Genomic DNA, 23,597 nt, shown 5'->3' on the forward strand with positions numbered 1-23,597 from the left:
GGGGATCCGACACCTTTACTCTTCCCGGCGGATGTTCAGACCCAGGGACACGAACTGCTCGAACGGCTTGTGATATCCGCGCACGATGTGGTGGACGCCGCGCAGCGTGGACGTCCCGTCGGCCACCGCCGCGGCCAGCACCGCGGAGAAGCCCGCCCGGATGTCGGGCAGCGTCACGTCGGCGCCCTTGAGCTTGGACACGCCGCGCACCACGGCCGAGTGCCGGGCGTTGGTGTCGTGGTAGCGGCAGGCGGGCCCGCCGAGGCACTGGTCGAACACCTCGATCTCGCAGCCCATCCGCTGCAGCGCCGGCACGTACACCAGGCGGTTCTCGAAGACCGTCTCGTGCAGCACCGACATGCCGTTGCTCTGCGTGAACAGCACCATGAGCGGCGTCTGCCAGTCGGTCATGAAGCCCGGGTGGGTGTCGGTCTGGACGGCCGCCGAGCGCAGCCCCTCGGGCGGGGCGGTGGCGCACAGGTACTCGTCGTTGATGTCGAAGCGGGCGCCCATCCGGGCCAGCGTGGTGATCGCGGTGACCAGGCGGTCCTGCGGGCAGCCGTGCACCCGCACCTCTCCCCCGGTGATCAGGCCGGCGGCCAGGTACGAGAACGCCTCGATGCGGTCGCCGGCCAGCCAGATCGAGGCGCCGCGCAGCCGCTCGACGCCCTCGATGACGATCCGGCGGTCGGGCGAGAGCTCGATCCTGGCCCCCATGCGCTGCAGGAACAGCGCCAGCTCGACCACCTCGGGCTCCATGGCGGCGTTTTTCACCACGGTCTTGCCCTCGGCGAGCACGGCCGACATGAGGATCGTCTCGGTGGCGCCGACGCTCGGGTACGGCAGCTCCAGCCGGGCGCCGCGCAGCCGCGCGGCCTTGGCGAAGATCCCTCCGTCGCCCACCTCGACCTCGGCGCCCATCGCGCGCAGCGCCTCGACGTGGAAGTTGACCGGCCGCCGCCCGATCGGGTCGCCGCCGACCAGCGGCACGAACGCCTCGCCGGCCAGGTGCAGCAGGGGGCCGAGCATGAGGATCGGGATCCGGTTCAGGCCGGTGAACGCGTCGGGCACGCGCGGCTGGATCTCCGCGCCCCGCTCGACGCGGATCTCCTTCTCCGTGATCTCCACGTGGATGCCGAGGGACTCCAGCATGGCCGCGGTGATGCCGACCTCGCCCACCTCGGGGGCGTTCTGGATCGTGCTCTCGGTGCCGCCGAGCATGGCGGCGACCATGTGCTTGGAGACCGCGTTCTTCGAGCCGCGCACCTCGACGTCGCCGCGCAGCGGGCCGGAGGGATCGATCAGCCAGACCTCATCGTGATTCACGAAGCGAGCCTAACCGGGAGATACCATCAACCTGTTCCGGTGAGCCGGTTCAGTGGCACATCTTCCGTGGCACAGGTGAGGTGGCACCTCTGAGGGGGAATCGCGTGACGAGGCAAGTGCGGGCGTTCGCGATCACCGTCCTCGCCGTCGCCGCCCTCGCCGTGCTCGCCGGGCTGCTGTGGTCCGCGCTCGCCCCCCGCGCGCCGTACCAGGTGACGGGGCAGGGGCCGGTGCTGGCCGACCCGGCCACGCAGGCGCTGATCGCCGCGGACGGCTGGTTCGCGGTGATCACCGGCGGGCTGGGCGTGGTGTGCGGGGCCGCCGGCTGGTTCCTCAGCCGCCACGACCGGCTGCCCGTGCTGCTGGGGTTGTGCGCGGGCGGGGCACTGGCGGCGTTCGTCACGTTGTGGGTGGGTTCGACGTTCACGCTGGGGGCGGTGACCGTCGAGGCCGCCGCCACGCCGGGCGCGAAGGTGGTGGCGGGCTCGCTGCACCTGACCGCCCGGGGCGTGCTGGTGGCCTGGCCGCTGTGCGCGGTGGCGATCTTCGGGCTGATGGAGGGCATGCACGGCTACCGCGAGTCGCCGCTGCGCACGCCGTACGGGGTGGGCGACCCGCCCGGGCTCGGCTGAGCCCCGCGGGCCCGGACCTCACAGGGGCGGGCGGCGCAGGCCGTGGCCCGTCGCGGCCTCGAACGCGGCGGCCACCCGCAGCACCTTGGCGTCGGCGAACGGCCGGCCCACGATCTGCACGCCCACCGGCAGCCCGTCGCCGGTGAACCCGGCCGGGACCGACGCGGCCGGCGCGTGCAGGACGCTGATCCAGTACGCCGAGCGCATCCACGCCAGGTAGTCGGGCATGGGCACGCCGTCGATCTCCTTGACGTACGGCTCCTCCACCGGGAACGGCGGCACCTGGCTGACCGGCGCGATCAGCACGTCGTAGGTGTCGAAGAAGGCGGCCATGCGCTGGTAGAGGCCGCTGCGCAGCCGCTCGGCGCGGGCCAGGTCGGCACCGGTGACCTCGCGGCCCCGCTCGACGTTCCAGCGGGTGTTCGGGCCGAGGCCGGTCAGGTCGCCGAACGCGAGGGCGTAGTACCAGGCCCGGTAGACGCGGAAGGCGTCCTCGGCGTCGGACAGGTCGAGGTCCACCCGCTCCACCCGCGCCCCGAGCCGCTCGAACACGGCGGGGGCGCCCGCCGTGACCGCCGCCGTCGCCGGGTCCACGGGCAGGCCCCCCAGGTCGGGGCTCCACGCCACGCGCAGCCCGGCGACGCCCTCCTCCGGGTCCGGGGCGAAGTCCTCCGTGATCGCGAACGGCGAGCGGGGGTCGAACCCGGCGACGGCCGACATCATCAGCGTCACGTCGCCGACCGTGCGCGCCATCGGGCCCTGGACCGACAGCGTGTACCAGGCGGCGGTGTCGGACGGGTCGGGCACCCGGCCCGGAGTGGGGCGCAGGCCGACGACGTTGCAGAACGAGGCGGGATTGCGCAGCGAGCCACCCATGTCGGAGCCGTCGGCGAGCGGCACCATGCCGGTGGCCAGCGCCGCCGCCGCGCCGCCGCTGCTGCCGCCGGCCGAGCGGGACAGGTCGTACGGGTTGCGGGTCGCGCCGAACACCTCGTTGACCGTGTGGGAGCCGGTGCCGAACTCGGGGGTGTTGGTCTTGCCCACGCTGATCGCGCCGGCGCGCCGGAGCCGCCGCACGATCAGGTCGTCGGCGTCGGGCACGTGCCGGGCGTACCGGGGCGAGCCGTACGTGGTGCGGATGCCGGCCGTGTCGACCAGGTCCTTGTGCGCCACGGGCACGCCGTGCAGCGGCCCGGCGGGCTCGGCCGCGTCGGCCGCCTCGGCGGCGTCCATGGCCTGCTCGGCGGCCAGGGTGACGACGGCGTTGACCCGGGGGTTGACCTGCTCGATCCGGTCGAGGCACGCCTGGAGCAGCTCGACGGCGCTCACCTGCCGGGTGCGCACCAGGCGGGCCATCTCGGCGGCGGTGAGGTAGTGCAGTTCGGTCACTCTCCGATCCTGCCCCACCCCGGCGGTGAGCGGGCCGCCGGCCGGTTCAGCCGCCGAGGCAGGCCGGGCCGAGGAGCTGCTTGAGGTCACCCATCAGGGCCGGCGACGGCGTCACCCGCAACCGGTCCTCCACCCGCAGGACCGTGGTCTTCGGCCCGTTGTGCACCTGGAGGTGCACCTCGGACGTGCCGGGGTGGGTGGTGAGGATCTCCTTCAGCCGGGTCACCACCGGAGGCGTGCACCGGTTGAGCGGCAGGCTCACCAGCAGTGGTCCGCCCGCCTCCTGGGTGAGGTCGGGCGCGGTCACCTCCATCGCGATGATCTTGGCGACGTCCTCGCGCTTGTCGATGCGGCCCTTGACGAAGACGATCGCGTCCTCGGCGAGGATCGTGGAGCAGAGCTGGTAGGCCGACGGGAAGATCATCACCTCGATCGAGCCTTCGAGGTCCTCCAGCTGGGTCAGCACCCAGGTGTCGCCCTTCTTGGTGATCTTCCGCTGGACGCCGCTGAGGATGCCGCCCACGGTGACGATCTGCCCGTCGGGGCGGCTGTCGTCCTGCAGGGCGGCGATGGTGCAGTCGGCGCCGGCGGCGAGGATGTGCTCCACGCCGAACAGCGGATGGTCCGACACGTACAGGCCGAGCATCTCCCGCTCGAACTGCAGCAGCGTGTTCTTGTCCCATTCGCCGACCGGGATCTGCACGTCGAACGTCTGGTCCTCGCCGCCGTCGACCGCGCCGAACAGGGAGTCCTGGCCGATGGCCTCGTTCTTCTTGATGTCGATGATCGCGTCCACGGCCTGCTCGTGCACCGTGACCAGGCCCTTGCGCACGTGGCCGAGCGAGTCGAACGCGCCCGCCTTGACCAGCGACTCGATCACCCGCTTGTTGCAGACGATCGCCGGCACCTTGCGCAGGAAGTCCTTGAAGTCGGCGAAGCGGCCCTTCGCCTTGCGCGCCGCGATGATGCCGTCGACGACGTTGGCGCCGACGTTGCGCACCGCCGACAGGCCGAAGCGGATGTCGGTGCCGCGCGGGGTGAAGTCGAAGTCGGAGTCGTTGACGTCCGGCGGGAACACCTTGATGCCCATGCGGCGGCACTCGTTGAGGTAGAGGGCCGACTTGTCCTTGTCGTCCTTGACGCTCGACAGCAGCGCGGCCATGTACGCGGCCGGGTGGTTGGCCTTGAGGTAGGCCGTCCAGTACGCGACGAGGCCGTAACCGGCGGTGTGCGCCTTGTTGAACGCGTAGTCGGAGAACGGCAGCAGGATGTCCCACAGGGCCTTGATGGCGGCGGCGGAGAAGCCGTTGTCCCGCATGCCCTTCTCGAAGAACTCGTACTGCTTGTCCAGCTCCGACTTCTTCTTCTTGCCCATCGCGCGGCGCAGCAGGTCGGCGCCGCCGAGCGAGTAGCCGGCGACCCGCTGCGCGATGGCCATGACCTGCTCCTGGTAGACGATCAGGCCGTAGGTCGTGTCGAGGATGTCCTTGAGCGGCTCCTCCAGCTCCGGGTGGATCGGGACGATCTCCTGGACGCCGTTCTTGCGCAGCGCGTAGTTGGTGTGCGAGTTGGCGCCCATCGGGCCGGGGCGGTAGAGCGCGAGGGCGGCGGAGATGTCCTCGAAGTTGTCGGGCCGCATCAGGCGCATGAGCGAGCGCATGCCGCCGCCGTCGAGCTGGAAGATGCCCAGCGTGTCGCCGCGGGCCAGCAGCTCGTACGTCTTCTGGTCGTCGAGCGGCAGGTCGAGCAGCTCGATCTTCTCGCCGGTGGTGGCCTCGATGGCCTTGAGGCAGTCGTCGATGATCGTGAGGTTGCGCAGGCCCAGGAAGTCCATCTTCAGCAGGCCGAGCGTCTCGCAGGTCGGGTAGTCGAACTGCGTGATGATCGCGCCGTCGGAGTCGCGGCGCATGATCGGGATGTAGTCGGTCAGCACCTCCGAGGACATGATGACGCCGGCGGCGTGCACGCCGGTCTGCCTGATCAGGCCCTCCAGGCCCCTGCCGAGGTCCATCGTGGCCTTGACGTCGGCGTCCTCCTCGTAGAGCCGGCGCAGCTCGCCGGCCTCGGCGTAGCGCGGGTGGTCCTTGTCGAAGATGCCCGACAGCGGGATGTCCTTGCCCATCACCGCCGGCGGGAACGCCTTGGACACGCGGTCGCCGAGGGCGTAGGGGTAGCCGAGGACGCGGCCGGCGTCCTTGATGGCGGCCTTCGCCTTGATGGTGCCGAACGTGGCGATCATGGCGACCTTGTCGGCGCCCCACTTCTCGGTGACGTAGCGGATCACGTCGGCGCGCCGGCGCTCGTCGAAGTCGATGTCGACGTCGGGCATGGAGACGCGCTCGGGGTTGAGGAAGCGCTCGAAGATCAGGCCGTGCGGGATCGGGTCGAGGTCGGTGATGCCCAGCGCGTACGCCACGAGGGAGCCGGCCGCCGAGCCCCGGCCGGGGCCGACGCGGATGCCGTTGTTCTTGGCCCACATGATGAAGTCGGCGACCACGAGGAAGTAGCTCGGGAAGCCCATCTGGACGATGACGCCCAGCTCCTTCTCCGCCCAGGCGCGGTGCTCCTCGTCCACGCCGCCGGGGAAGCGGCGCTCCAGGCCCTTCCAGACCTCCTGCCGGAAGTACTGCTCCTCGGTCATGCCGTCGGGGATCGGGAAGGTCGGCATGAGGTTCTTGTGCGCGAAGAACCCCGTCGGATCGACCTTCTCGGCCACCAGCAGCGTGTTGCGGCAGCCCTCGGCCCACAGGTCGGAGGAGTCGACGGCGCGCATCTCGTCGGCGGTCTTGATGTAGTAGCCGGTGCCGTCGAAGCGGAACCGGTCGGGGTCGGACAGCCGCTTGCCCGTCTGGATGCACAGCAGGGCGTCGTGGGAGGCGGCGTCGGACTCGTAGGTGTAGTGGGAGTCGTTGGTGACCAGCGGCGGGATGCCCAGCTCCCGGCTGATGCGGGTCAGCCCGTCGCGGACCCGGCGCTCGATCTCGAGGCCGTGGTCCATGATCTCCAGGAAGAAGTTGTCCTTGCCGAAGATCTCCTGGTACTTCGCCGCCGCCCTGACCGCCTCGTCGTACTGGCCGAGCCGCAGGCGGGTCTGCACCTCGCCCGACGGGCAGCCCGTGGTGGCCATCAGGCCGTCGGCGTGCTCGGCGAGGATCTCCGCGTCCATCCGCGCCCACTTGCGGACGAAGCCCTCGGTGTAGGCGCGCGAGGACAGCCGCATCAGGTTGTGCAGGCCCGTCTTGTCACGCGCCCAGATCGTCATGTGCGTGTAGTAGCCGCCCGCCGAGACGTCGTCCTTCTTCTGGTGCGGCTCGCCCCACAGGACCGGCCTCTTGTTGTGGCGCAGCTCCGGCGCGACGTACGCCTCGATGCCGATGACCGGCTTGACGCCCGCGGCGGTCGCCTGCTTGTAGAAGTCGTAGGCGCCGTGCATGTTGCCGTGGTCGGTGATCGCGATCGCCGGCATGCCCAGCTCGCCGACCTGCTTGAACATCTGCTTCAGCCTCGCGGCACCGTCGAGCATGGAGTACTCGGTGTGCACGTGCAGATGGACGAACGAGTCGCTGGACGACATGGAGCGGCGCCTCCCGGTCTCATGGTTTGCGCTCCGACTTTAGTGCTCCCCACCGACAGTCCGCCTACCCTCGCGACAGCCTTCCGTTCGGAGGCGTGCCGCACGGCGCGGCGCCGGTTACGCTGCTCGTGCGGTCCGGCGAATCGGGGCGTTCCGACCGCCGCGGGGGCTTTCGGGAGGCAGGGCTGGAAAGGCGCGGGATCGTCGGCATCGTCCCCATGGTGACGGCCGCCCTGCTCGGCGTGCTCGTCGCCGTCGCGGGGCTCCCTCTGGGCTGGTACGGCGGGCTGGCCTGCGCGGCGCTCCAGGCGGGCTGTCCGGCCACGGCGCCGCCCGCGGGCAACCTTCCCCGGGCCACCCGGCTGACGGCCGTCCAGGTCGCGCTGAGCGGCTCGTACGCGGGCCTCGGCGACTCCTACTCCTCCGGCGAGGGCGTCTACGCCCCGGCCGGGCAGGACGACGGCGACGGCGGTACCGGCGCGGAGCCCGACCCGGGCCGGCTGCCCGCCGGGGAGGGCGCGGCCCCCTGCCACCGGGCGCTCGGCTCGTACGTGCCGCTCGTCGCGGGCGCCCACCGCTTCGGCGGCGGCGCCGGCTTCTGGGCGTGCAGCGGCGCCACCACCGGCCAGCTCCTGCGCGGCCAGCACGGCCAGCGCCCCCAGGTGGCCCGGGTGGACCGCTCGACCAGCCTGGTGACGGTCACCATCGGCGGCAACGACGCCGGGTTCGCCCGCGTGCTGACCGCCTGCATCGTCAAGCTGCCCTGGTCGTCGGCGTGCGTGGACCAGGACGCCGAGGTGGCGCGGCGCGTCGACGGGCTGCGGTCGAGCCTGCACGGCGTGCTGCGGGAGCTGCGCTCGCGCGCCCCGCAGGCCCGGATCGTCGTGCTGGGCTACCCGAGGCCGTTCCCGGCCCGCCCCGCCGACCGCGTGGACAACCTCGGCGTCGACGACCAGCTCTGGCTCAACCGCGTCACCCGGCGGCTCAACGACGTCATGCGGGAGGCGGCGGCGGGCTTCGACCGGGCGGTCGCGGCGTTCGGCGGGCCGGGCAGCGTGGAGTTCGTGGACGCCTACGACGCGTTCGACGGCCACGAGGCGGGCACGGCGCAGCCGTACCTCAACCGGCTCATCGTGCACGTCAAGGAGCTGAGCGTGGACAGCCGCAGCTTCCACCCGACGGGCGCCGGCTACCGGCGCCTCGCCGAGCTGGTCGACCGGCAGATCGTCACGGGGCCGGGCCGCCCGCTGAACAACTTCGTCCTCTCCCGGCCGTGAGCGGGGCCCCGCCGGCCCGGTGAGCCGCCGTCACGCGCGGCGGCGCTCCTCGGCCAGGTGCAGGCCCGCCTCGATGACCGCGTTCATGACGGCCGCCAGGCGCTCCTCGCCCAGCGCCGGAGCCCGGCGGGCCATGCGCGCGACCAGCGACCGCTCCCGCTCCATGTCGCGGCCCGCGAACCCGCCGACCGGCTTGAGCGTCTGCACGACGCCCGCCAGCTCGGCGCGCCGCTCCAGGAGCGTCGCCAGGGCCGCGTCGACCCGGTCGATCGCCTCCCGGCACTCCGGCAGCGTGGCGGGCGTCTCGGGCCGCAGCAGCGCCCCGACGAGCGTCACGGCCTCCCGCGCCGCCCGCAGCTCCTCCGGGTCCACGACACCCATCCCGTACGCGTCCTCGCCCTCGCCCCCCGGGGCCGCCGGGAGGCCGCCCAGGACGAGGCCGTCGGCGCCGGCCGCGACCGCGGCCGCCGACAGCCCGGGCCGCCCCGTGACGTCGGCCACGACCGGGCGCCCCGACGCCTCCCGGGCCGCGCGCAGCAGCCCCAGGTCGAGCCGGCCGGTCTCGCACAGGATCACCTCACCGCCACCCTCCATCGCGCAGTAGTCGGCCAGCCCCAGCCACTCCTCCAGCGACGCCGAGGGCCGCCGCTCCACCACCACGGGCAGGCCCAGCGCCGCCGCGGCGCGCACCAGCGGGATGTCGCGGGTCCAGGACGCGCCGATCACCACGCCGTCGGCCCGCGCCGCGACGGCGGGCAGGTCGCCGGCGCCCGCGGGCTCCACGAGCGGCACCCTCCCGGCCAGCCCGTCACGGGCTCCCGGGGGCGGCCACCCGTCCGTGGGGCCGTCATGGGGGCGGGCGACCGGGCGGGCGCGCAGGCTGATCCGGCCCGCGATCACCACCGCGGGTCCCGCGCCCACGCGCGCCCCGCCCAGCGTGACCACGCGGCGTTCCAAGGTCGAAGACATCTCGGCTCCTCATCCAGGGCCGGCTCGCCGGAGCCGGCGAAACGAAAAAGGCAGAGACGAGGCGTCTCTGCCGGTGCCGACTCCAGGTGGTCGCTAGCTCACGACCGGCCCTCCCGGAGCCGGCTCGGTAAACGCGTGGCGACAAGTCATGTCCGAAACCCTACACCCGCCCTCCACCTGCTGGACTGTCCTTCTCACATGGCGGACTGTCCTTCGGGCGAGTCGCCGTTGATCCCTCGCTATGGGAGTATTTCTTGGCCTAGAGGAGGGGTTTGAGGCCGTTGATGTCGGATCGCAAACGGGACGGACGCCGCATCGCCGGCCGCTACCAGTTGCAGGAACCCATCGGCAAGGGCGGCATGGGCATCGTGTGGCGGGCCTATGACGAGCTCCTGGACCGTGAGGTCGCGGTCAAGGAGGTCCGCTACGCCGCCGCGCTGGGCGACGAGGTGCAGCTCCTCAACCGGCGCACGATGCGCGAGGCGAGGGCGGCGGCCAGGTTCGAGCACCCCAACGTGATCGTCGTGCACGACGTGATCGAGGAGGACGACCGTCCCTGGATCGTCATGCAGCTCGTCCCGTCGCGCTCGCTGGGCGCGGTCATCAAGCAGGACGGGCCGCTGAAGCCGCGCCGGGTCGCCGAGATCGGCCTGGCCGTGCTGGAGGCGCTGCACCGGGCGCACGAGGCGGGGGTGCTCCACCGCGACGTCAAGCCCGAGAACGTGCTGCTCGCCGACGACGGCCGGGTCGTGCTCACCGACTTCGGCATCGCCACGCTGGAGACCGAGACGCAGCTCACGGTGACCGGCCTGGCCGGCACCCCGGCGTTCATCGCGCCCGAGCGGCTCAAGGGCCTGCCGGCGCGGCGCGAGTCCGACCTGTGGTCGCTCGGCGCGACGCTCTACACGGCCCTGGAGGGCCGCTCGCCGCACGAGCGGGGCATGGCGCTGGCCACCATGCACGCCGTCCTCACCGACCCGCCGGACCCCGCGCCGCACGCCGGCCCGCTGGCCGGGGTGATCGACCTGCTGCTCGCCAAGGAGCCGGTCCAGCGGCCCACGTACGAGGAGACGGCGCGCATGCTGCGCCAGGTCATCACGCCGCCGGTGCCGCAGCAGTCTCCCGCCCCCACGGCGCAGATGCCGGCGGCGACCGCGCAGCTCCCGGCCCAGCCGTCCGCCGAGGCCGGGACACGGCCCCGCCGCCGCTTCGGCCGCCAGGCGCCGCCCGTCCAGCCGCCCGTTCAGCAGGCGGTGCCGGTCGAGGACGACACGCCGACCGACCCCAACCTGCTCGCGCCCGAGCCGGCGCGCCCCGCGCCCGCCCCGCGCGCCCCCGTGTCGGGAGGCTCGAAGGGCTTCGGCCACGATCCGACCCCGCCCGAGACCGGCGTGCGCATCACCGCGGCCGCCCCCGAGCCGGACAAGGCGGACGAGCCCACGGTCGGCTCGTCGCGGTCCGAATCGGGCCGCCGCCTGGGCCCGGTCGTCGCGGCGGCCGCCGCCGTGGCCCTCGTCGCGGGCGTGGGCGGCTACCTCGGGCTGAACTCGGCCCCCGACGACCGCCCGGTCAAGTCGGCCGACGCCTCGGCCACGGGGCCCGCCACGTCCGCGAAGGGCTCCACCCCGGCGTCGCCGTCCGCGCCGGCCTCGGCGTCCCCGTCGGACGCGAAGCCGTCCCCGTCGGCGACGCCCACCCCCACCGCGTCGCCGACCCCCACCGAGGAGAAGACGCCCGATCCGGCCGACGCGCTGCCCAAGGGCTGGCACATGTACAAGGACAAGAAGTGGGGCTTCTCCGTCGGGCTGCCCAAGGACTGGGACGTGTGGGACCGGCGGGGCCGGCAGGTCCTGTTCAAGGGTCCGGGCGGGGCCTCCAACGCGTACCTCATGATCGAGACGGCGAAGAAGGCGGGCAGCGACCCCTACAAGGACTGGAAGAAGCAGGAACCGGACCTCAAGAACAACTTCGGCGGCTACCACAAGCTCGGCATCAAGAAGGTCGACTACCAGAAGGCCGCGGCCGACTGGGACTTCACGTGGAACACCAACACGGGCCCGACCCGGGTCCGCAACCGCGGCTTCATCACCGACAACGGCAAGGCGTACGCCATCTACTGGCACACGCTGAAGGACCACTGGGAGGACGACTACCACTTCTTCGAGGGCTTCTGCGCCACCTTCAAGCCCGCGAAGTAGGCTGCGCCGCGTGAGCAAGGAGGTCGGCGGGCGCTATCGCCTCATCGAGCCGCTCGGCGAGGGCGGCATGGGCGTGGTCTGGCGCGCCCACGACCGGCTGCTCGACCGCACGGTCGCGGTCAAGGAGGTGCGCTACACCGGGGTCGGCGACGACCAGCGGGCCGACCTCAACCGCCGCACCATCCGCGAGGCGCGGGCGGCCGGCCGCCTCGACCACCCGTCGGTGGTGGTGATCCACGACGTCGTCGAGGAGGACGGGCGGCCGTGGATCGTCATGCAGCTCGTCCCGTCGCGGTCGCTGGCGCAGGTGCTCGCCGAGCAGGGGCCGCTGCCGGTCGAGCGGGTGGCGCTCATCGGCGAGCGGGTGCTCGGCGCGCTGCGCGCCGCCCACGCCACCGGCGTCCTGCACCGCGACGTCAAGCCCGAGAACGTGCTGCTCGCGCACGACGGCCGGGTCGTGCTGACCGACTTCGGCATCGCCACCCTGGAGGCCGAGCCGGGGCTGACCGCCACGGGCGGGCTCGTGGGCACGCCCGCGTACATGCCGCCCGAGCGGCTCAACGGCGAGCCCGCGCGGCCCGAGTCCGACCTGTGGTCGCTGGGCGCGACGCTGTACGCGGCCGTGGAGGGCGCCCCGGCGTACCGGCGCGACTCCTGGGCGGCCACCGTGGCGGCCATCCTGCACGACGACCCGGCGCCGCCCGTCCGCGCGGGCGCGCTGACCCCGGTGATCACGGGGATGATGCGCCGCGACCCGGCGGCCCGGATGCCGGCCGGCGAGGCGGCGCACCTGCTGGGGATGATCGCCTCCGCCCCCTCCGGCCACACGGTCCCCGTGTCGGCCTCCCGGGGGCGCCCGCCCGCGCGGCGGCGGCTCATGGTGCCCGCCGCGATCGCGCTGGCCGCGGTGCTGGCCGCGGGCGGCACGCTGCTGGTGGTCCGGGCGAGCGGCCTCCTGGCTCAGGGCGGCACCTCCTCCGCGCTGACGGGCACACCGGCCACGACAGGCCAACCCACCCCCACCGCCACCCCGGAGGCCACCGAGCCGACCGGGAAGGCGGAGCCGAGCGCGACGGCCACCCCCGGGGGGAGCGGCATGGACGTGCCGCCGGGCTGGCGCGCGTACCGGAACGCCGAGGGCGGCTTCTCCATGGCCGTCCCGCGCGGCTGGTCCGTCGTCAAGAGCTCCACCCGCGACAGCGTGACCGTGCGCGGCCCCGGCGTCCCGGGCATGTTCATCGTCGAGTGGACCGTGCCCGAGGGGTCGTGGCCCGGGCCCGTGCGGCACTGGCAGGGGCTGGAGAAGGAGATCCTCGGCCGGGGCGAGTTCCCCGGCTACCACCGGATCGGCATCGAGCCGACCACGTTCCTGGGGCGGCCGGCGGCCGACTGGGAGTACACGTGGCGGCGCGCCGGCGCCCTCGTGCACGTGCTCAACCGCGGATTCCGGACCACCGCGGGCCGGCCGTACGCGCTGTACTGGGAGGCGCCCGACTCCAGGTGGAGCCGCGACCGCCGCTACTTCGACACCTTCACCGGCACGTTCGCCACGCTCTGACCCGGTCTTTAATCCGGCGAGGTGTGCGCTTGGGAGGGGCTTTATCGGGTAGGCGGCCCGCATGTCCGATTCAGCGGTAATGGTCGGTGGACGCTACCGGCTGCTCAGGACCATCGGCCAGGGCGGCATGGGTACGGTCTGGCACGCCCACGACGAGGTTCTCGGCCGTGACGTGGCCGTCAAGGAGATCCACCCGCCGCCCGACCTCAACGGTCCGGAGCGCGACGTGTTCAGCGTGCGCACCTTCCGCGAGGCGCGGGCCGCGGGCCGGGTCGCGCACCCCGGCGTGGCGGCCGTCTACGACGTGCTGGAGGAAGGCGGCCACCCGTGGATCGTCATGCAGCTCGTCCGGTCGCGGACGCTGGGCGAGCTGGTGCGCGAGGAGGGGCCGCTGCCCCCGGCCCGGGTGGCGGAGATCGGCCTGCAACTGCTGGAGGCGCTGCGCGCCGCGCACGCGGCCGGCGTCCTGCACCGCGACGTCAAGCCGGACAACGTGCTGCTCGCCGAGGACGGCCGGGCGGTGCTGACCGACTTCGGTATCGCCACCACCGAGGACGAGGCGCCCGTCACCAGGACCGGCATCCTCGTCGGCACGCCCGCGTTCATGGCGCCGGAGCGGGCCGCGGGCGGCCAGGCCGTGCCGGAGTCGGACCTGTGGTCGCTGGGCGTGACCCTGTACCTGGCCGTGGAGGGCCACTCCCCCTTCCAGCGGGCGCACGCGCTGGCCACGCTGGGCGCCGTACTGCACTCCGAGCCGCCGCCGCTGGCCCGCGCGGGCGCGCTCGCGCCGGTGCTGCTCGGGCTGCTGCGCAAGGACCCGGCGGAGCGGATGAGCCTGGACGAGGCGCGCTGGCGGCTGCACGCGGTCGTCGCGGGCAGCGCGCCGGAGCCGACGGCCCCGGTCGCTGTCCCGGCGGGCGGCGTGACCGCCCCCGGCGCCGCCCAGGGCGCGCCGCTCAAGGACGTCGCGGGCGCCGCCCCCGCCGTTGCCGCCGCGCACGCCGCTCCGGCCCCGGCGGCCGAGGCGACTCCCCCCGTGCCCGTCCCGGCGGCGGCCCGCAGGCGCAGGCCGCCGCTGGCGGCGCTCGTCGCGGGGGCCGCGGCCGTCGCCGTCCTCACGGGCGGCGCCGCCTGGTGGACGAACCAGCCGGCCGGTCGCGCCCGTACGCCGGCGACGGTCCCCGCCGTGGTCTCCTCCGCGGTCCCGTCCGAGAAGCCCGGCAAGGGGCCGGGCACGGAGCCCGCCACCGACCGCAGGACGAGCACCCCGGCCACCCCCTCCGGCAGGCGGCCCGTACGGCAGGGCACCGTGCCCACCGGCGGCCCCACCCACCGGCCCACGTCGAGGGCCACGCGCGAGCCCACCACCCAGCCGACGAAGCCCAGCGCCAAGCCCACCAGGAAGCCCACGCAGACCCCCACCAGGAAGCCCACGACCAAGCCCAGCGTCAAGGCGACCAAGAAGCCGACGCCCGGCAAGTCGAGGAAGGCCGACGAGCAGGCGTCGCGCGAGCCCGGCCAGGTGGACCCGGCCGGCACGGGCCGCGCGGTCAAGAAGCCGAAGAAGGCCAAGCACGGCAAGCACGCCTGACGACGGACGGACCCGGCGCGGTCGGCGGCACGCCTGACGACAGGCGGGCCGGACGCGGCCAGGAGCAGGACAGGCGGCGAGGGCCGGGCGACGAGGGCCCGGCACGGTCAGGACTCGGCGCGGTCAGGACTCGGCGCGGACCAGGTCGAGGGCCTGCTGCAGGTCCTCGGGATAGTCGGTCTGGAACGACATCCACTCGCCGCTCGACGGGTGCTCGAACCCGAGCGACACCGCGTGCAGCCACTGCCGCCCGACGCCGAGGCGCGCGGCCAGCGTGGGGTCGGCGCCGTACAGCAGGTCGCCCACGCAGGGATGGCGCAGCGCGGACATGTGCACCCGGATCTGGTGGGTGCGGCCCGTCTCCAGCTTGATGTCGAGCAGCGACGCCGCCCGGAACGCCTCGATCGTGTCGTAGTGGGTGACCGACGGCTTGCCGCCCGCCACGACCGCGAACCGGCCGTCGCCCGACGGGTGCCGGTCGATGGGGGCGTCCACCGTGCCCCGGAACGGGTCGGGGTGGCCCTGCACCAGCGCGTGGTAGCGCTTGTCGACCGTGCGCTCCTTGAAGGCGCGCTTGAGGTGGGAGTAGGCGTGCTCGCTCTTGGCGACGACCATCGCGCCGGTGGTGTTGGCGTCGAGCCGGTGCACGATGCCCTGGCGCTCGGCGGCGCCGCTGGTGGCGATCGTGTGACCGGCGCCCAGCAGCCCGCCGATCACGGTGGGGCCGGTCCAGCCGACCGTGGGGTGCGCGGCGACGCCGATCGGCTTGTTCACCACGACGATGTCGTCGTCCTCGTACACCAGCCGCATGCCGGGCACCGGCTCGGCGACGGGCATGGGCGTGGTGACCGGGGGCGGCAGCGTGACCTCCAGCCAGGCGCCCGCCTGGACGCGGTCGGACTTGGCCGGCTCGCGGCCGTCGACGGTCACCTCGCCGGCACCGATCAGCTCGGCCGCCCGGGTGCGCGAGAAGCCGAACAGCCGGGACAGGGCGGCGTCCAGGCGCTCGCCCTCCAGCCCGTCGGGCACGGGGAGGCTGCGGTGCTCGCTCACTTGCCCTCCCTCGTTCCGTCGATCTGGTAGCCGCGCCAGGCCAGGAATACCGCCAGGACACCGCCGCAGACGATCGCCGAGTCGGCCACGTTGAAGATCGGGAAATAGTCGATCACCGGGAAGTGCCCGGGCAGGACCTCGATGAAGTCGACCACGTGCCCCTGGAACTGGGTGCTCCTGCCGAACCCCGACGGGTAGCGCAGCAGCCGGTCGGTCAGGTTGCCGAGCGCCCCGCCGAGCAGCAGCCCCAGCGTGATCGCCCACGGCAGGCTGCGCAGCTTGCGGGCCGTGCGGATGATCGCGAACACGACGCCGACGGCGATGAACGTGAAGACTATCGTCATCCCGGTGCCGATGCTGAACGCGGCACCGGAGTTGAAGAACACCCGGAACTGCAGCACGTCCGGGATGACGACCAGGGGCGCCTTGCCCTCAAGAGCCCGCAGCACGGCCGTCTTGCTGGCGAGGTCGGCCACGTAGACGACGACGGCCAGCGCCACGAGGATGACGACGAGGCGGGCGCGCCGCCTCGCTACCGGCGCTCCTCCTTCTGCTTGCAGGCCACGCACAGCGTCGCCCTCGGGAACGCCTGCAGGCGCTCCTTGCCGATCGGCTTGTGGCACGATTCGCACACTCCATAGGTCCCTGCGTCGATCCGGGCGATCGCACGTTCGTTCTGCGCGACCAGGTCGCGCGCATTCAGGGTAAGGGCGATCTCGCGTTCGCGCTCGTACGTCTTGGCGCCGGCGTCCGCCTGGTCGTCACCTGCGCCCTGGGTCACATCACCCGAGGCGATCTCGGACTCATGACGGCGGATGTCCGCGTTGAGCTCGTCGATCTCGCGCTGCAGCGTGCCGCGTACCTCGGCCAGCTCCTCGTCCGACCACATCGAGGGAGTGGTGGTCTGCGTGACTGCCGCCATGAGTGCCTCCATGCTGATCAAGGCCATGAGTGGTGCGGGCAGCTTAGGTGCCCTATAACGGAACGGCAAACGACCCGCCGCCCCGTTTACCTCTCCCGTACTATCCCGCCGCGCGCCTTCAACTCCTCCGGCGGGCAGTCCATTCCCGCAACTTTGTCGCCGTTTACGAGTTCCGTACCGGAGCCAGGGGCCTCACCAGGGAAACCGGGAAGACCCGGGCCCCGCTCTGCGTTATGGTGTGAATCTGCAAGGCGTCGATGGGGCCCGCCACAATGTGAGGGACATCACCCCGGAGCCGCCGGAAGAACGGCTCCCCGGAGCTCATTAGAACCGGCAGCAGACCAACGAAGTGGGCCCCGGGTCACCGGGGTCAAGAAGGGTGGTACCGCGGAGCCGCACGGCTTCGTCCCTTCACGCATCCTGTCCGACAGTGACCGCGTGGAGGCGCGCCCCAGATGTCTTCCCCTAGTTTCCGCTCTCTTCCCGCGCAGGTCGACCTGCCCGCGCTCGAGCGTGAGGTCCTCGACCGGTGGAGGGACGGGAAGGTCTTCGAGCGCTCCGTCGAGCAGAACGACGGCAACCCCGCCTGGGTCTTCTACGAGGGCCCGCCCACGGCCAACGGCCTGCCCGGCGTCCACCACGTCGAGGCCCGCGTCTTCAAGGACCTGTTCCCCCGCTACAAGTCGATGCAGGGGTTCAGCGTGCCGCGCAAGGCCGGCTGGGACTGCCACGGCCTGCCCGTCGAGGTCGGCATCGAGAAGGAGCTCGGCCTCACCGGCAAGAAGGACATCGAGGCGTACGGCATCGCCGAGTTCAACGCCAAGTGCCGCGAGTCGGTGCTGCGCCACGTCGACGCCTTCGAGCAGATGACCGAGCGCATGGGCTACTGGATCGACCTGTCCACCGCCTACCGGACCATGGACCCCTCCTACATCGAGTCGGTCTGGTGGTCGCTCAAGGTCGTCTTCGACAAGGGCCTGCTGTTCCGCGACTTCCGCATCACGCCGTACTGCCCGCGCTGCGGCACCGGCCTGTCCGACCACGAGCTGGGCCAGCCGGGCGGCTACGAGACCGTCTCCAGCCCGTCGGTCTACGTCCGCATGCCCGCCACCTCCGGGCGGCTGGCCGAGCTGGGCGCCTCGCTGCTCATCTGGACCACCACGCCGTGGACGCTCGTGTCCAACACCGCGGTGGCGGTCCACCCCGACGTGACCTACGTCGCCGCGCGCACCGCCGCCGGCGAGGTGCTGGTGGTGGCCGAGCCGCTGCTGTCGGTGCTGGGTGACGGCGCCACCGAGGTGGCCCGCTTCACCGGCCGCGAGCTGGAGCACACCTCCTACTCCCGGCCGTTCGACCTGGTCGACATCCCGGGCGCCCACTACGTGGTGCTCGGCGACTACGTGACCGTCGAGGACGGCACCGGCCTGGTCCACCAGGCGCCGGCGTTCGGCGCCGACGACATGGCCGTGATCAAGCGGTACGACATGCCGGTGGTCAACCCGATCGGGCCCGACGGGCGCTTCCTCGACGACGTGCCCATGGTCGGCGGGCGGTTCTTCAAGGACGCCGACGAGGAGCTGACCGAGGACCTGCGGGCCCGCGGCCTGCTGTTCCGCGGCGGCCACTTCGAGCACAGCTACCCGCACTGCTGGCGCTGCCACACCCCGCTGCTCTACTACGCGCTCCCGTCCTGGTACATCCGCACCACCGCGGTCAAGGACGCGATGCTGGCCGAGAACGCGAAGACCAACTGGTTCCCCGAGACGATCAAGTGGGGCCGGTTCGGCGAGTGGCTGCGCAACAACGTCGACTGGTCGCTGTCGCGCTCCCGCTACTGGGGCACTCCGCTGCCCCTGTGGGTGTGCGGCGAGGACGAGTCGCACGTCACCTGCGTCGGGTCGATGGAGGAGCTCGGCACGCTCGCCGGCCGCGACGTCTCCGCGCTCGACCCGCACCGCCCGTACGTGGACGACGTCACCTTCCCCTGCCCCGACTGCGGGGCCGAGGCGCGCCGGGTGCCGGACGTGATCGACGCCTGGTACGACTCGGGCTCGATGCCGTTCGCCCAGTGGGGCGCGCGGGGCAAGCCGGAGGGCGTCTACCCGGCGCAGTTCATCTGCGAGGCCACCGACCAGACACGCGGCTGGTTCTACTCGCTCATGGCCGTCGGCACGCTGGTGTTCGGGCAGTCGTCGTACGAGAACGTGCTCTGCCTGGGCCTCATCCTGGCCGAGGACGGCCGCAAGATGAGCAAGCACCTCGGCAACGTGCTGGAGCCCATCCCGCTGATGGACCAGCACGGCGCCGACGCGCTGCGCTGGTTCATGGCCTGCTCCGGCTCGCCGTGGGCGGCCCGCCGCGTCGGCCACAACGCGCTGGAGGAGATCGTCCGGAAGGTCCTGCTGACCTACTGGAACACCGCCTCCTTCTTCACCCTGTACGCCAACGCCGAGTCGTGGTCGCCCGCGATGCTGGCCGCCGCGCCGCCGGCGTCCGAGCGTCCGCTGCTCGACCGGTGGGCGCTGGCCGAGCTGCACCGCACGGTCGCCGAGGTGACGGCCTCGCTCGACGAGTACGACACGCAGCGGGCGGGCCGCCGCCTGGCCGACTTCCTCGACGACCTGTCCAACTGGTACGTGCGCCGCTCGCGCCGCCGCTTCTGGCAGGGCTCGCGGGAGGCGTTCGCGACGCTGTACGAGTGCCTGGAGACGGTCACCCGGCTGATGGCGCCGATCGCGCCGTTCGTCACCGACTACCTGTGGGACGTGCTGCGCGGCGAGGACGCCCCCGCCTCGGTGCACCTGGCCTCCTGGCCGGTCACCCGCGAGGAGCTGCTGGACCCGGCGCTGTCGGAGCAGATGGCGCTGGTGCGCCGCCTGGTGGAGCTGGGCCGCTCGGCCCGCGCCTCCTCCGGCGTCAAGACCCGGCAGCCGCTGCGGCGGGCCCTGGTCGGCGCGCACGGCTGGCCGGCGCTCCCGGCCGAGCTGCGCGACCTCATCGCCGACGAGCTGAACGTCCAGGCTCTGGAGGACATGTCCGGCTTCAGCGCCGACCTCGTGTCGTACACGGTGAAGCCGAACTTCCGGGCGCTCGGCAAGCGGTTCGGCTCACAGACCAAGCTGGTGGCGGCCGCGGTCGGCGCGGCCGACGCCGCGTCGGTGGCCCGCACGCTGCGCGGCGGCGGCACCGTCACGCTGGAGGCGGGCGAGCTCGGCGAGGTCGCGCTCGGCCCCGACGAGGTGATCGTCACGGAGCAGCCGCGCTCCGGCTGGGCCGTGGAGACGGGCGCGATCGACACCGGCACCGGTGAGACCGTCGCCCTCGACCTGGAGCTCACGGACGAGCTGCGCCGGGCCGGGCTGCTGCGCGAGGTGATCCGCCTGGTGCAGGAGGCCCGCAAGGCGTCGGGCCTGTCGATCACCGACCGGATCGCGCTGTGGTGGACGTCCGCCAACGCCGACCTGGCCGCCGCGCTGACGTCGGGCGGGTCGCTGGTGGCGGAGGAGGTGCTGGCCACCTCCGTCACGGAGGGGGCGCAGGACGGCCTGCCGGTCCACGAGGACGCGGACCTGGGCCTGAGCTTCCAGCTCAGGCGCGTCTGACCTGCGGGAGGCGGGGCGCCCCTTCGGGGGTGTCCCGCCTTTCGCGTTCCCGGCCTCCTGGCATCGACGAGCGGCCCGGCTCTCGCGTGGCGCGGGCCGGTGCGCAAGGGCCGTCAGTCGTCGGCGTCGTCGTCCTCGCGGCAGACCGAGCAGCGCGTGAGCTCGGCCTCCTCCGCCTCGGCGAGGGTCATGGTGAGGACGCCCGAGTCGCCCACGGCGCGGACGAGGGGGCAGGCGGTGGCGTGGTAGCGGCTGGTCCCCTCGATCACCTTGACGGTGGCGGAGGCGTTCGCTGCTCCGCCGGAGGCCGCCTTGGAGCCCTTGACCGGCTCCTCGGCGCCGGTGGAGGTCTTCCCGGCGCTCGCGGGCTTGGTGCCGGATGCCGCGCTCTTGGTGTTCGCGGGAGCGTCCTTGGCGTCCGCGCCGGATCCCTCTCCGTCCGAGGTGGAGTCCTCGGCGCCGCCCGCCGAGCCCTTGGGCGTCTTGGGGGTGGAGGGCCCACTCGGGCCGCTCGATGCGCCCGAGGAGGAAGCCACGGAGGCCGCAGGCTTGGCACCCGAGGTAGCAGCACCCGGGGCCGAGGTCTTCGCACCCGAGGAGGCGGCACCCGAGGGCGGGGTCTTCGCACCCGAGGAGGCGGCTCCGGAGGTTGAGGTCTTCGCGCCACCCGCAGCCGGGGCCTTCTCGCCCGAGGAGGCGTCGCCCGGGAGCGGGCCCTTCGGCTTGGCGGACGACTCGGAGGCCGACGCGGGCCGGACGGGGACATCCCGGGCCCCGGTCTTGCGGGCCGGGGGCTCGACCGGCTCACCGGTGGCGGACACGGCGCGCTGCGGCCGCGTCTCCGGCCCCTGCTCGTCGTCGGCCGCCGTCGGCCGCTCCAGCGCCCGGTCCTTGGCCTCCGCGCCCGTGGCGGGCCTGGCGACCCCCTCGGAGCGGACGGGGAAGATCTGGGTCGCCTCGCCCGGCCGGGACCCCGCCGGAACCGACGGGCCGGCGGGCGCCTTCGGACCGCGCGCGGCCGGAGGGGTGAACGCCACCGAAGGAGAGGTCTGCTGGTCGTCGTCCTCGTCGTCACCGGAGCCCGCTCCGGGAGCGGCGGCCGAAGGACGCGTAGCCGGCCTGCCCTCGCCGGCAGCACCCTTGCCGGGTGCGCCCTTGCCAGGCGTGCCCTTGCCGGACGCGTCCCCCGGAGTGTCCTCATCGGGGGCGTCCTTGGCCGAAGCGCCCGAGGCGGTGCCGCCGGAGGTCTTCTTGGGTGCGTCCTCGCCGTCGGACGCCGGACGGGCGAACCACGCGTACGGCTTGGAGGACGAGCCCGACCCGGCCTCGTCCTTGGCGGCCTCACCGGAGGCGCGCCCGGGGCCGGAGGACGGCGAGGCGGCGGAGGGACGCTCCGCGCCAGGCTTGGTCGCGGCGGGCTTGGCCGCGCCGGCCGAACCCGCGCTGCCGGAACCGGCGCCGGCGACACCGGGGCCGGAAGAACCAGAGGTGGTCGAGCCTGACTTGGCGGCGGAACCCGAGGCGGACTCGGACGGACGCGCGGAGCCGGGCTTGGCACCGGAACCCGAGGCGGGCTCGGACGGGCGCGCGGAGCCGGACTTGGCGGCGGAGCCTGAAGCGGACTCGGACGGACGCGCGGAGCCGGGCTTGGCACCGGAACCCGAGGCGGGCTCGGACGGGCGTGTGGAGCCGGGCTTGGCGGCGGGATCCGTGCCGGGGGTGGAAGCCTTCGCGGGGGGCGCGGCGGGCTTCGGCGCGGCGGGCGGACGGCCCGTGCCGGTGGGGGCCGGCGGGCGCAGGATCCGCGTGGACGCGGAGGAGTCGTCGGGCTCCTCGGAGCCGGCCGACTCGGCGCGGCTGCCGGTGGAGACCTTGGCGGCGCCGGCGGAGGTCTTGGAGCCGCCGGCGGGGGCCGGACCGGACGACGCCGGGGGGGCGGACGACGTCGTGGACCCGGTGGAGGCCGCCGGTTCGGGGTCGGCTGCCGGGGGCAGCTGCCGGCCGCCGAGGGCGGCGTCGGGCAGGCACGTCGTGCAGGGCGTGAAGCCCTCCTCGCGTGCCTCCTCGTAGGTGAGCTCTTCGTGATCCCGGCCGACCAGCTGGCGGCACCCCGCGACGTGGTAGCGCTTGCGCCCCGGGATCACCAGGACGAGCGCGTCGGGGGAGATCCCCGTCGCCGGCGCGCGGCGCGCGGCGGACGCGGGGACGGTCGCCGTCTGCTGCACCCGCGGACGCGGGGACGGCGACGCTCCCGTCGGGCCGGTCTGCGGCACGGCCGTCGGGCCGGTCTGGCCGTACGGCATGCCGGGCGGCACGTGCCCCACCGGAGGGGCGGCCGGCTCGGCGGCCCGCCCACCACTGGGGAACAGCTCGTGACGCCGCAGGAAGGCCCCGATCACCAGGAACAGCGCGGACAGCACGCTGACCACGATGGACCACATGATGAGGTACACCTTGGCCGCGACGAAGCCCGCGATCAGCAGCACGACCGCCGCGAGCACCAAACCAGCGCTGATGAGGATCACAGAGGGCTCTTTCGAAGTGACGGGCCTGGTGGTCGACCCGTTACTTTACCGGCGGTCGTTGTGAGGACCGTCACCGCCGGGGAAAGCGCCCTGCGGGCCGTCGCCGCCGAACGGGCTCGGGCCGCCGGGGAGCGGCTGCTGAGCGCCCTGGGGCACGGCGTGGGACATGGCCGGAGCCGCTGCCGCCGGACCACCCGACATCACCGGGAAGGCACCGCTGCCCTCGGCGGAGACGTTGAGCTCGGCGAGCTGGTTCTCCAGGTACAGCTTGAGGCGGCTGCGGTACTCGCGCTCGAAGCTGCGCAGCTCCTCGACCTTGCGCTCCAGCTCGTCGCGGGTCTGGACGAGGGAGCCCATGGCCTGGCGGTGGCGCTCCTGGGCGTCGCGCTCCAGCGTCTCGGCGCGGGCGCGGGCGTCGCCGATGACCTGCTCGGCCTGGCGGCGGGCCTTGGTGAGGATCTCGTCGGCCTCGCGGCGGGCGCGGGTGACGGTCTCGTCGGCCTCGCGACGGGCGTCGGCGATCGCCTGGTCGGCGGTCTGCTGGGCCAGGGCGAGCACGCGGGCCGCGGTGTCCATGTTGTCCTCGGCGGGAGGCATGTTCATGGCCACGGGGACCGGCTGGGGCTGGGGCTGCGGCTCCGGGGCCCGCATGGGCTCGGGCTGCGGGGGCGCCATCATCTCGGGCTTGGGCTGCTCCTGCACCGGCGCGGAGGCCATGGGCATGCTCATGCCGCCCGGCACCTTCCCGCGCAGGCACTCGCCCAGCTTGGCGCGCAGCTCCTCGTTCTCTTGGATCAGGCGGTCGAGCTCGGCCTCGACTTCGTCGAGAAAGGCGTCGACCTCTTCCTCGTCGTAGCCCGGTCGCAACCGGGTCGTACTGAACTGCTTGTTCCGCACGTCAGCGGGCGTCAGCGGCATCTTTTGGTCTCCTTGGCGCGCTTGGAGTCTGTCCGGAGGGACGGGGATCCCGAATCACTTCAG

At 73.2% G+C, this 23,597-nt stretch carries 15 protein-coding genes; 6 read left to right on the forward strand and 9 right to left on the reverse strand.

Annotated features, from left to right (window positions below):
• Positions 1 to 15 precede the first annotated feature (15 nt).
• Entirely contained in the window at positions 16 to 1,326 is a 1,311-nt protein-coding gene (gene murA, locus HD595_RS01920; protein WP_253765242.1) for a UDP-N-acetylglucosamine 1-carboxyvinyltransferase, read from the reverse strand.
• A 104-nt stretch (positions 1,327 to 1,430) separates the two neighbouring features.
• Here murA and HD595_RS01925 point away from each other — a divergent pair, with 104 nt between their 5' ends.
• A complete protein-coding gene (locus HD595_RS01925; RefSeq protein WP_253765243.1) occupies positions 1,431 to 1,958 on the forward strand; it encodes a hypothetical protein in 528 nt (175 codons plus the stop codon).
• Positions 1,959 to 1,976: 18 nt separating this feature from the next.
• Here HD595_RS01925 and HD595_RS01930 read toward each other — a convergent pair whose 3' ends face one another.
• Both HD595_RS01930 and dnaE read right to left on the reverse strand, forming a co-directional pair.
• A complete protein-coding gene (locus tag HD595_RS01930; RefSeq protein ID WP_253765244.1) occupies positions 1,977 to 3,347 on the reverse strand; it encodes an amidase in 1,371 nt (456 codons plus the stop codon).
• 46 nt (positions 3,348 to 3,393) lie between these two features.
• Positions 3,394 to 6,921: a DNA polymerase III subunit alpha gene (dnaE, locus tag HD595_RS01935; protein WP_253765245.1), complete on the reverse strand. Its 3,528-nt coding sequence runs from the start codon at positions 6,919 to 6,921 to the stop codon at positions 3,394 to 3,396.
• A 218-nt stretch (positions 6,922 to 7,139) separates the two neighbouring features.
• Between dnaE and HD595_RS01940 the strand changes: the two genes are divergently transcribed.
• Positions 7,140 to 8,198 carry an SGNH/GDSL hydrolase family protein gene (locus tag HD595_RS01940; protein ID WP_253765246.1) on the forward strand — a complete coding sequence of 353 codons (1,059 nt, stop codon included), beginning with the start codon at positions 7,140 to 7,142 and terminating at the stop codon, positions 8,196 to 8,198.
• 30 nt (positions 8,199 to 8,228) lie between these two features.
• Here HD595_RS01940 and HD595_RS46565 read toward each other — a convergent pair whose 3' ends face one another.
• Positions 8,229 to 9,167, reverse strand: a complete 939-nt coding sequence (locus HD595_RS46565; protein WP_308211092.1) for a chorismate mutase — start codon at positions 9,165 to 9,167, stop codon at positions 8,229 to 8,231.
• Between the two features lie 284 nt (positions 9,168 to 9,451).
• On the opposite strand from HD595_RS46565, the gene HD595_RS01950 reads away from it, so the two are divergent.
• The 3 genes from HD595_RS01950 to HD595_RS01960 all read left to right on the forward strand — a co-directional run bounded on the left by HD595_RS01950 (position 9,452) and on the right by HD595_RS01960 (position 14,514).
• Positions 9,452 to 11,365: a serine/threonine-protein kinase gene (locus tag HD595_RS01950; protein ID WP_253765247.1), complete on the forward strand. Its 1,914-nt coding sequence runs from the start codon at positions 9,452 to 9,454 to the stop codon at positions 11,363 to 11,365.
• Between the two features lie 10 nt (positions 11,366 to 11,375).
• A complete protein-coding gene (locus HD595_RS01955; RefSeq protein WP_253765248.1) occupies positions 11,376 to 12,923 on the forward strand; it encodes a serine/threonine-protein kinase in 1,548 nt (515 codons plus the stop codon).
• A gap of 61 nt (positions 12,924 to 12,984) precedes the next feature.
• Positions 12,985 to 14,514, forward strand: a complete 1,530-nt coding sequence (locus HD595_RS01960) for a serine/threonine-protein kinase (protein ID WP_253765249.1) — start codon at positions 12,985 to 12,987, stop codon at positions 14,512 to 14,514.
• Between the two features lie 123 nt (positions 14,515 to 14,637).
• On the opposite strand, the gene HD595_RS01965 is transcribed toward HD595_RS01960, so the two are convergent.
• From HD595_RS01965 to HD595_RS01975, 3 genes are read right to left on the reverse strand one after another with little or no spacing between them, the layout of a single operon-like run.
• On the reverse strand, positions 14,638 to 15,567 hold the full coding sequence (locus HD595_RS01965; RefSeq protein WP_253765250.1) for an RluA family pseudouridine synthase: 930 nt from the start codon (positions 15,565 to 15,567) through the stop codon (positions 14,638 to 14,640).
• Positions 15,564 to 16,136 carry a signal peptidase II gene (lspA, locus tag HD595_RS01970; RefSeq protein WP_308211093.1) on the reverse strand — a complete coding sequence of 191 codons (573 nt, stop codon included), beginning with the start codon at positions 16,134 to 16,136 and terminating at the stop codon, positions 15,564 to 15,566. Before lspA ends, HD595_RS01965 begins: the two co-directional genes overlap by 4 nt.
• The gene (locus HD595_RS01975; RefSeq protein WP_175588704.1) at positions 16,100 to 16,489 is read right to left on the reverse strand and encodes a TraR/DksA family transcriptional regulator; all 390 of its coding nucleotides are present in this window, start codon (positions 16,487 to 16,489) and stop codon (positions 16,100 to 16,102) included. The genes lspA and HD595_RS01975 overlap by 37 nt, the downstream gene beginning before the upstream one ends.
• Positions 16,490 to 16,944: 455 nt before the next feature.
• Here HD595_RS01975 and ileS point away from each other — a divergent pair, with 455 nt between their 5' ends.
• The gene (gene ileS, locus HD595_RS01980) at positions 16,945 to 20,091 is read left to right on the forward strand and encodes an isoleucine--tRNA ligase (protein ID WP_253765251.1); all 3,147 of its coding nucleotides are present in this window, start codon (positions 16,945 to 16,947) and stop codon (positions 20,089 to 20,091) included.
• Positions 20,092 to 20,204: 113 nt separating this feature from the next.
• On the opposite strand, the gene HD595_RS01985 is transcribed toward ileS, so the two are convergent.
• Complete coding sequence (locus HD595_RS01985) at positions 20,205 to 22,616, reverse strand: hypothetical protein (protein WP_253765252.1); 2,412 nt, start codon at positions 22,614 to 22,616, stop codon at positions 20,205 to 20,207.
• 45 nt (positions 22,617 to 22,661) lie between these two features.
• Entirely contained in the window at positions 22,662 to 23,534 is an 873-nt protein-coding gene (locus tag HD595_RS01990; RefSeq protein WP_175599338.1) for a DivIVA domain-containing protein, read from the reverse strand.
• Between the last annotated feature and the right edge of the window lie 63 nt (positions 23,535 to 23,597).

The organism is Nonomuraea roseoviolacea subsp. carminata (assembly GCF_024172185.1).
Classification (GTDB): domain Bacteria; phylum Actinomycetota; class Actinomycetes; order Streptosporangiales; family Streptosporangiaceae; genus Nonomuraea; species Nonomuraea roseoviolacea.

Bases quoted from the DNA above. Each gene is read 5' to 3' on its own strand.
- dnaE (WP_253765245.1), bottom strand. From the start codon at position 6,921: ATGTCGTCCAGCGACTCGTTCGTCCATCTGCACGTGCACACCGAGTAC.
- HD595_RS01940 (WP_253765246.1), top strand. From the start codon at position 7,140: ATGGTGACGGCCGCCCTGCTCGGCGTGCTCGTCGCCGTCGCGGGGCTC.
- HD595_RS46565 (WP_308211092.1), bottom strand. From the start codon at position 9,167: ATGTCTTCGACCTTGGAACGCCGCGTGGTCACGCTGGGCGGGGCGCGC.
- HD595_RS01950 (WP_253765247.1), top strand. From the start codon at position 9,452: ATGTCGGATCGCAAACGGGACGGACGCCGCATCGCCGGCCGCTACCAG.
- HD595_RS01960 (WP_253765249.1), top strand. From the start codon at position 12,985: ATGTCCGATTCAGCGGTAATGGTCGGTGGACGCTACCGGCTGCTCAGG.
- HD595_RS01975 (WP_175588704.1), bottom strand. From the start codon at position 16,489: ATGGCGGCAGTCACGCAGACCACCACTCCCTCGATGTGGTCGGACGAG.
- ileS (WP_253765251.1), top strand. From the start codon at position 16,945: ATGTCTTCCCCTAGTTTCCGCTCTCTTCCCGCGCAGGTCGACCTGCCC.
- HD595_RS01990 (WP_175599338.1), bottom strand. From the start codon at position 23,534: ATGCCGCTGACGCCCGCTGACGTGCGGAACAAGCAGTTCAGTACGACC.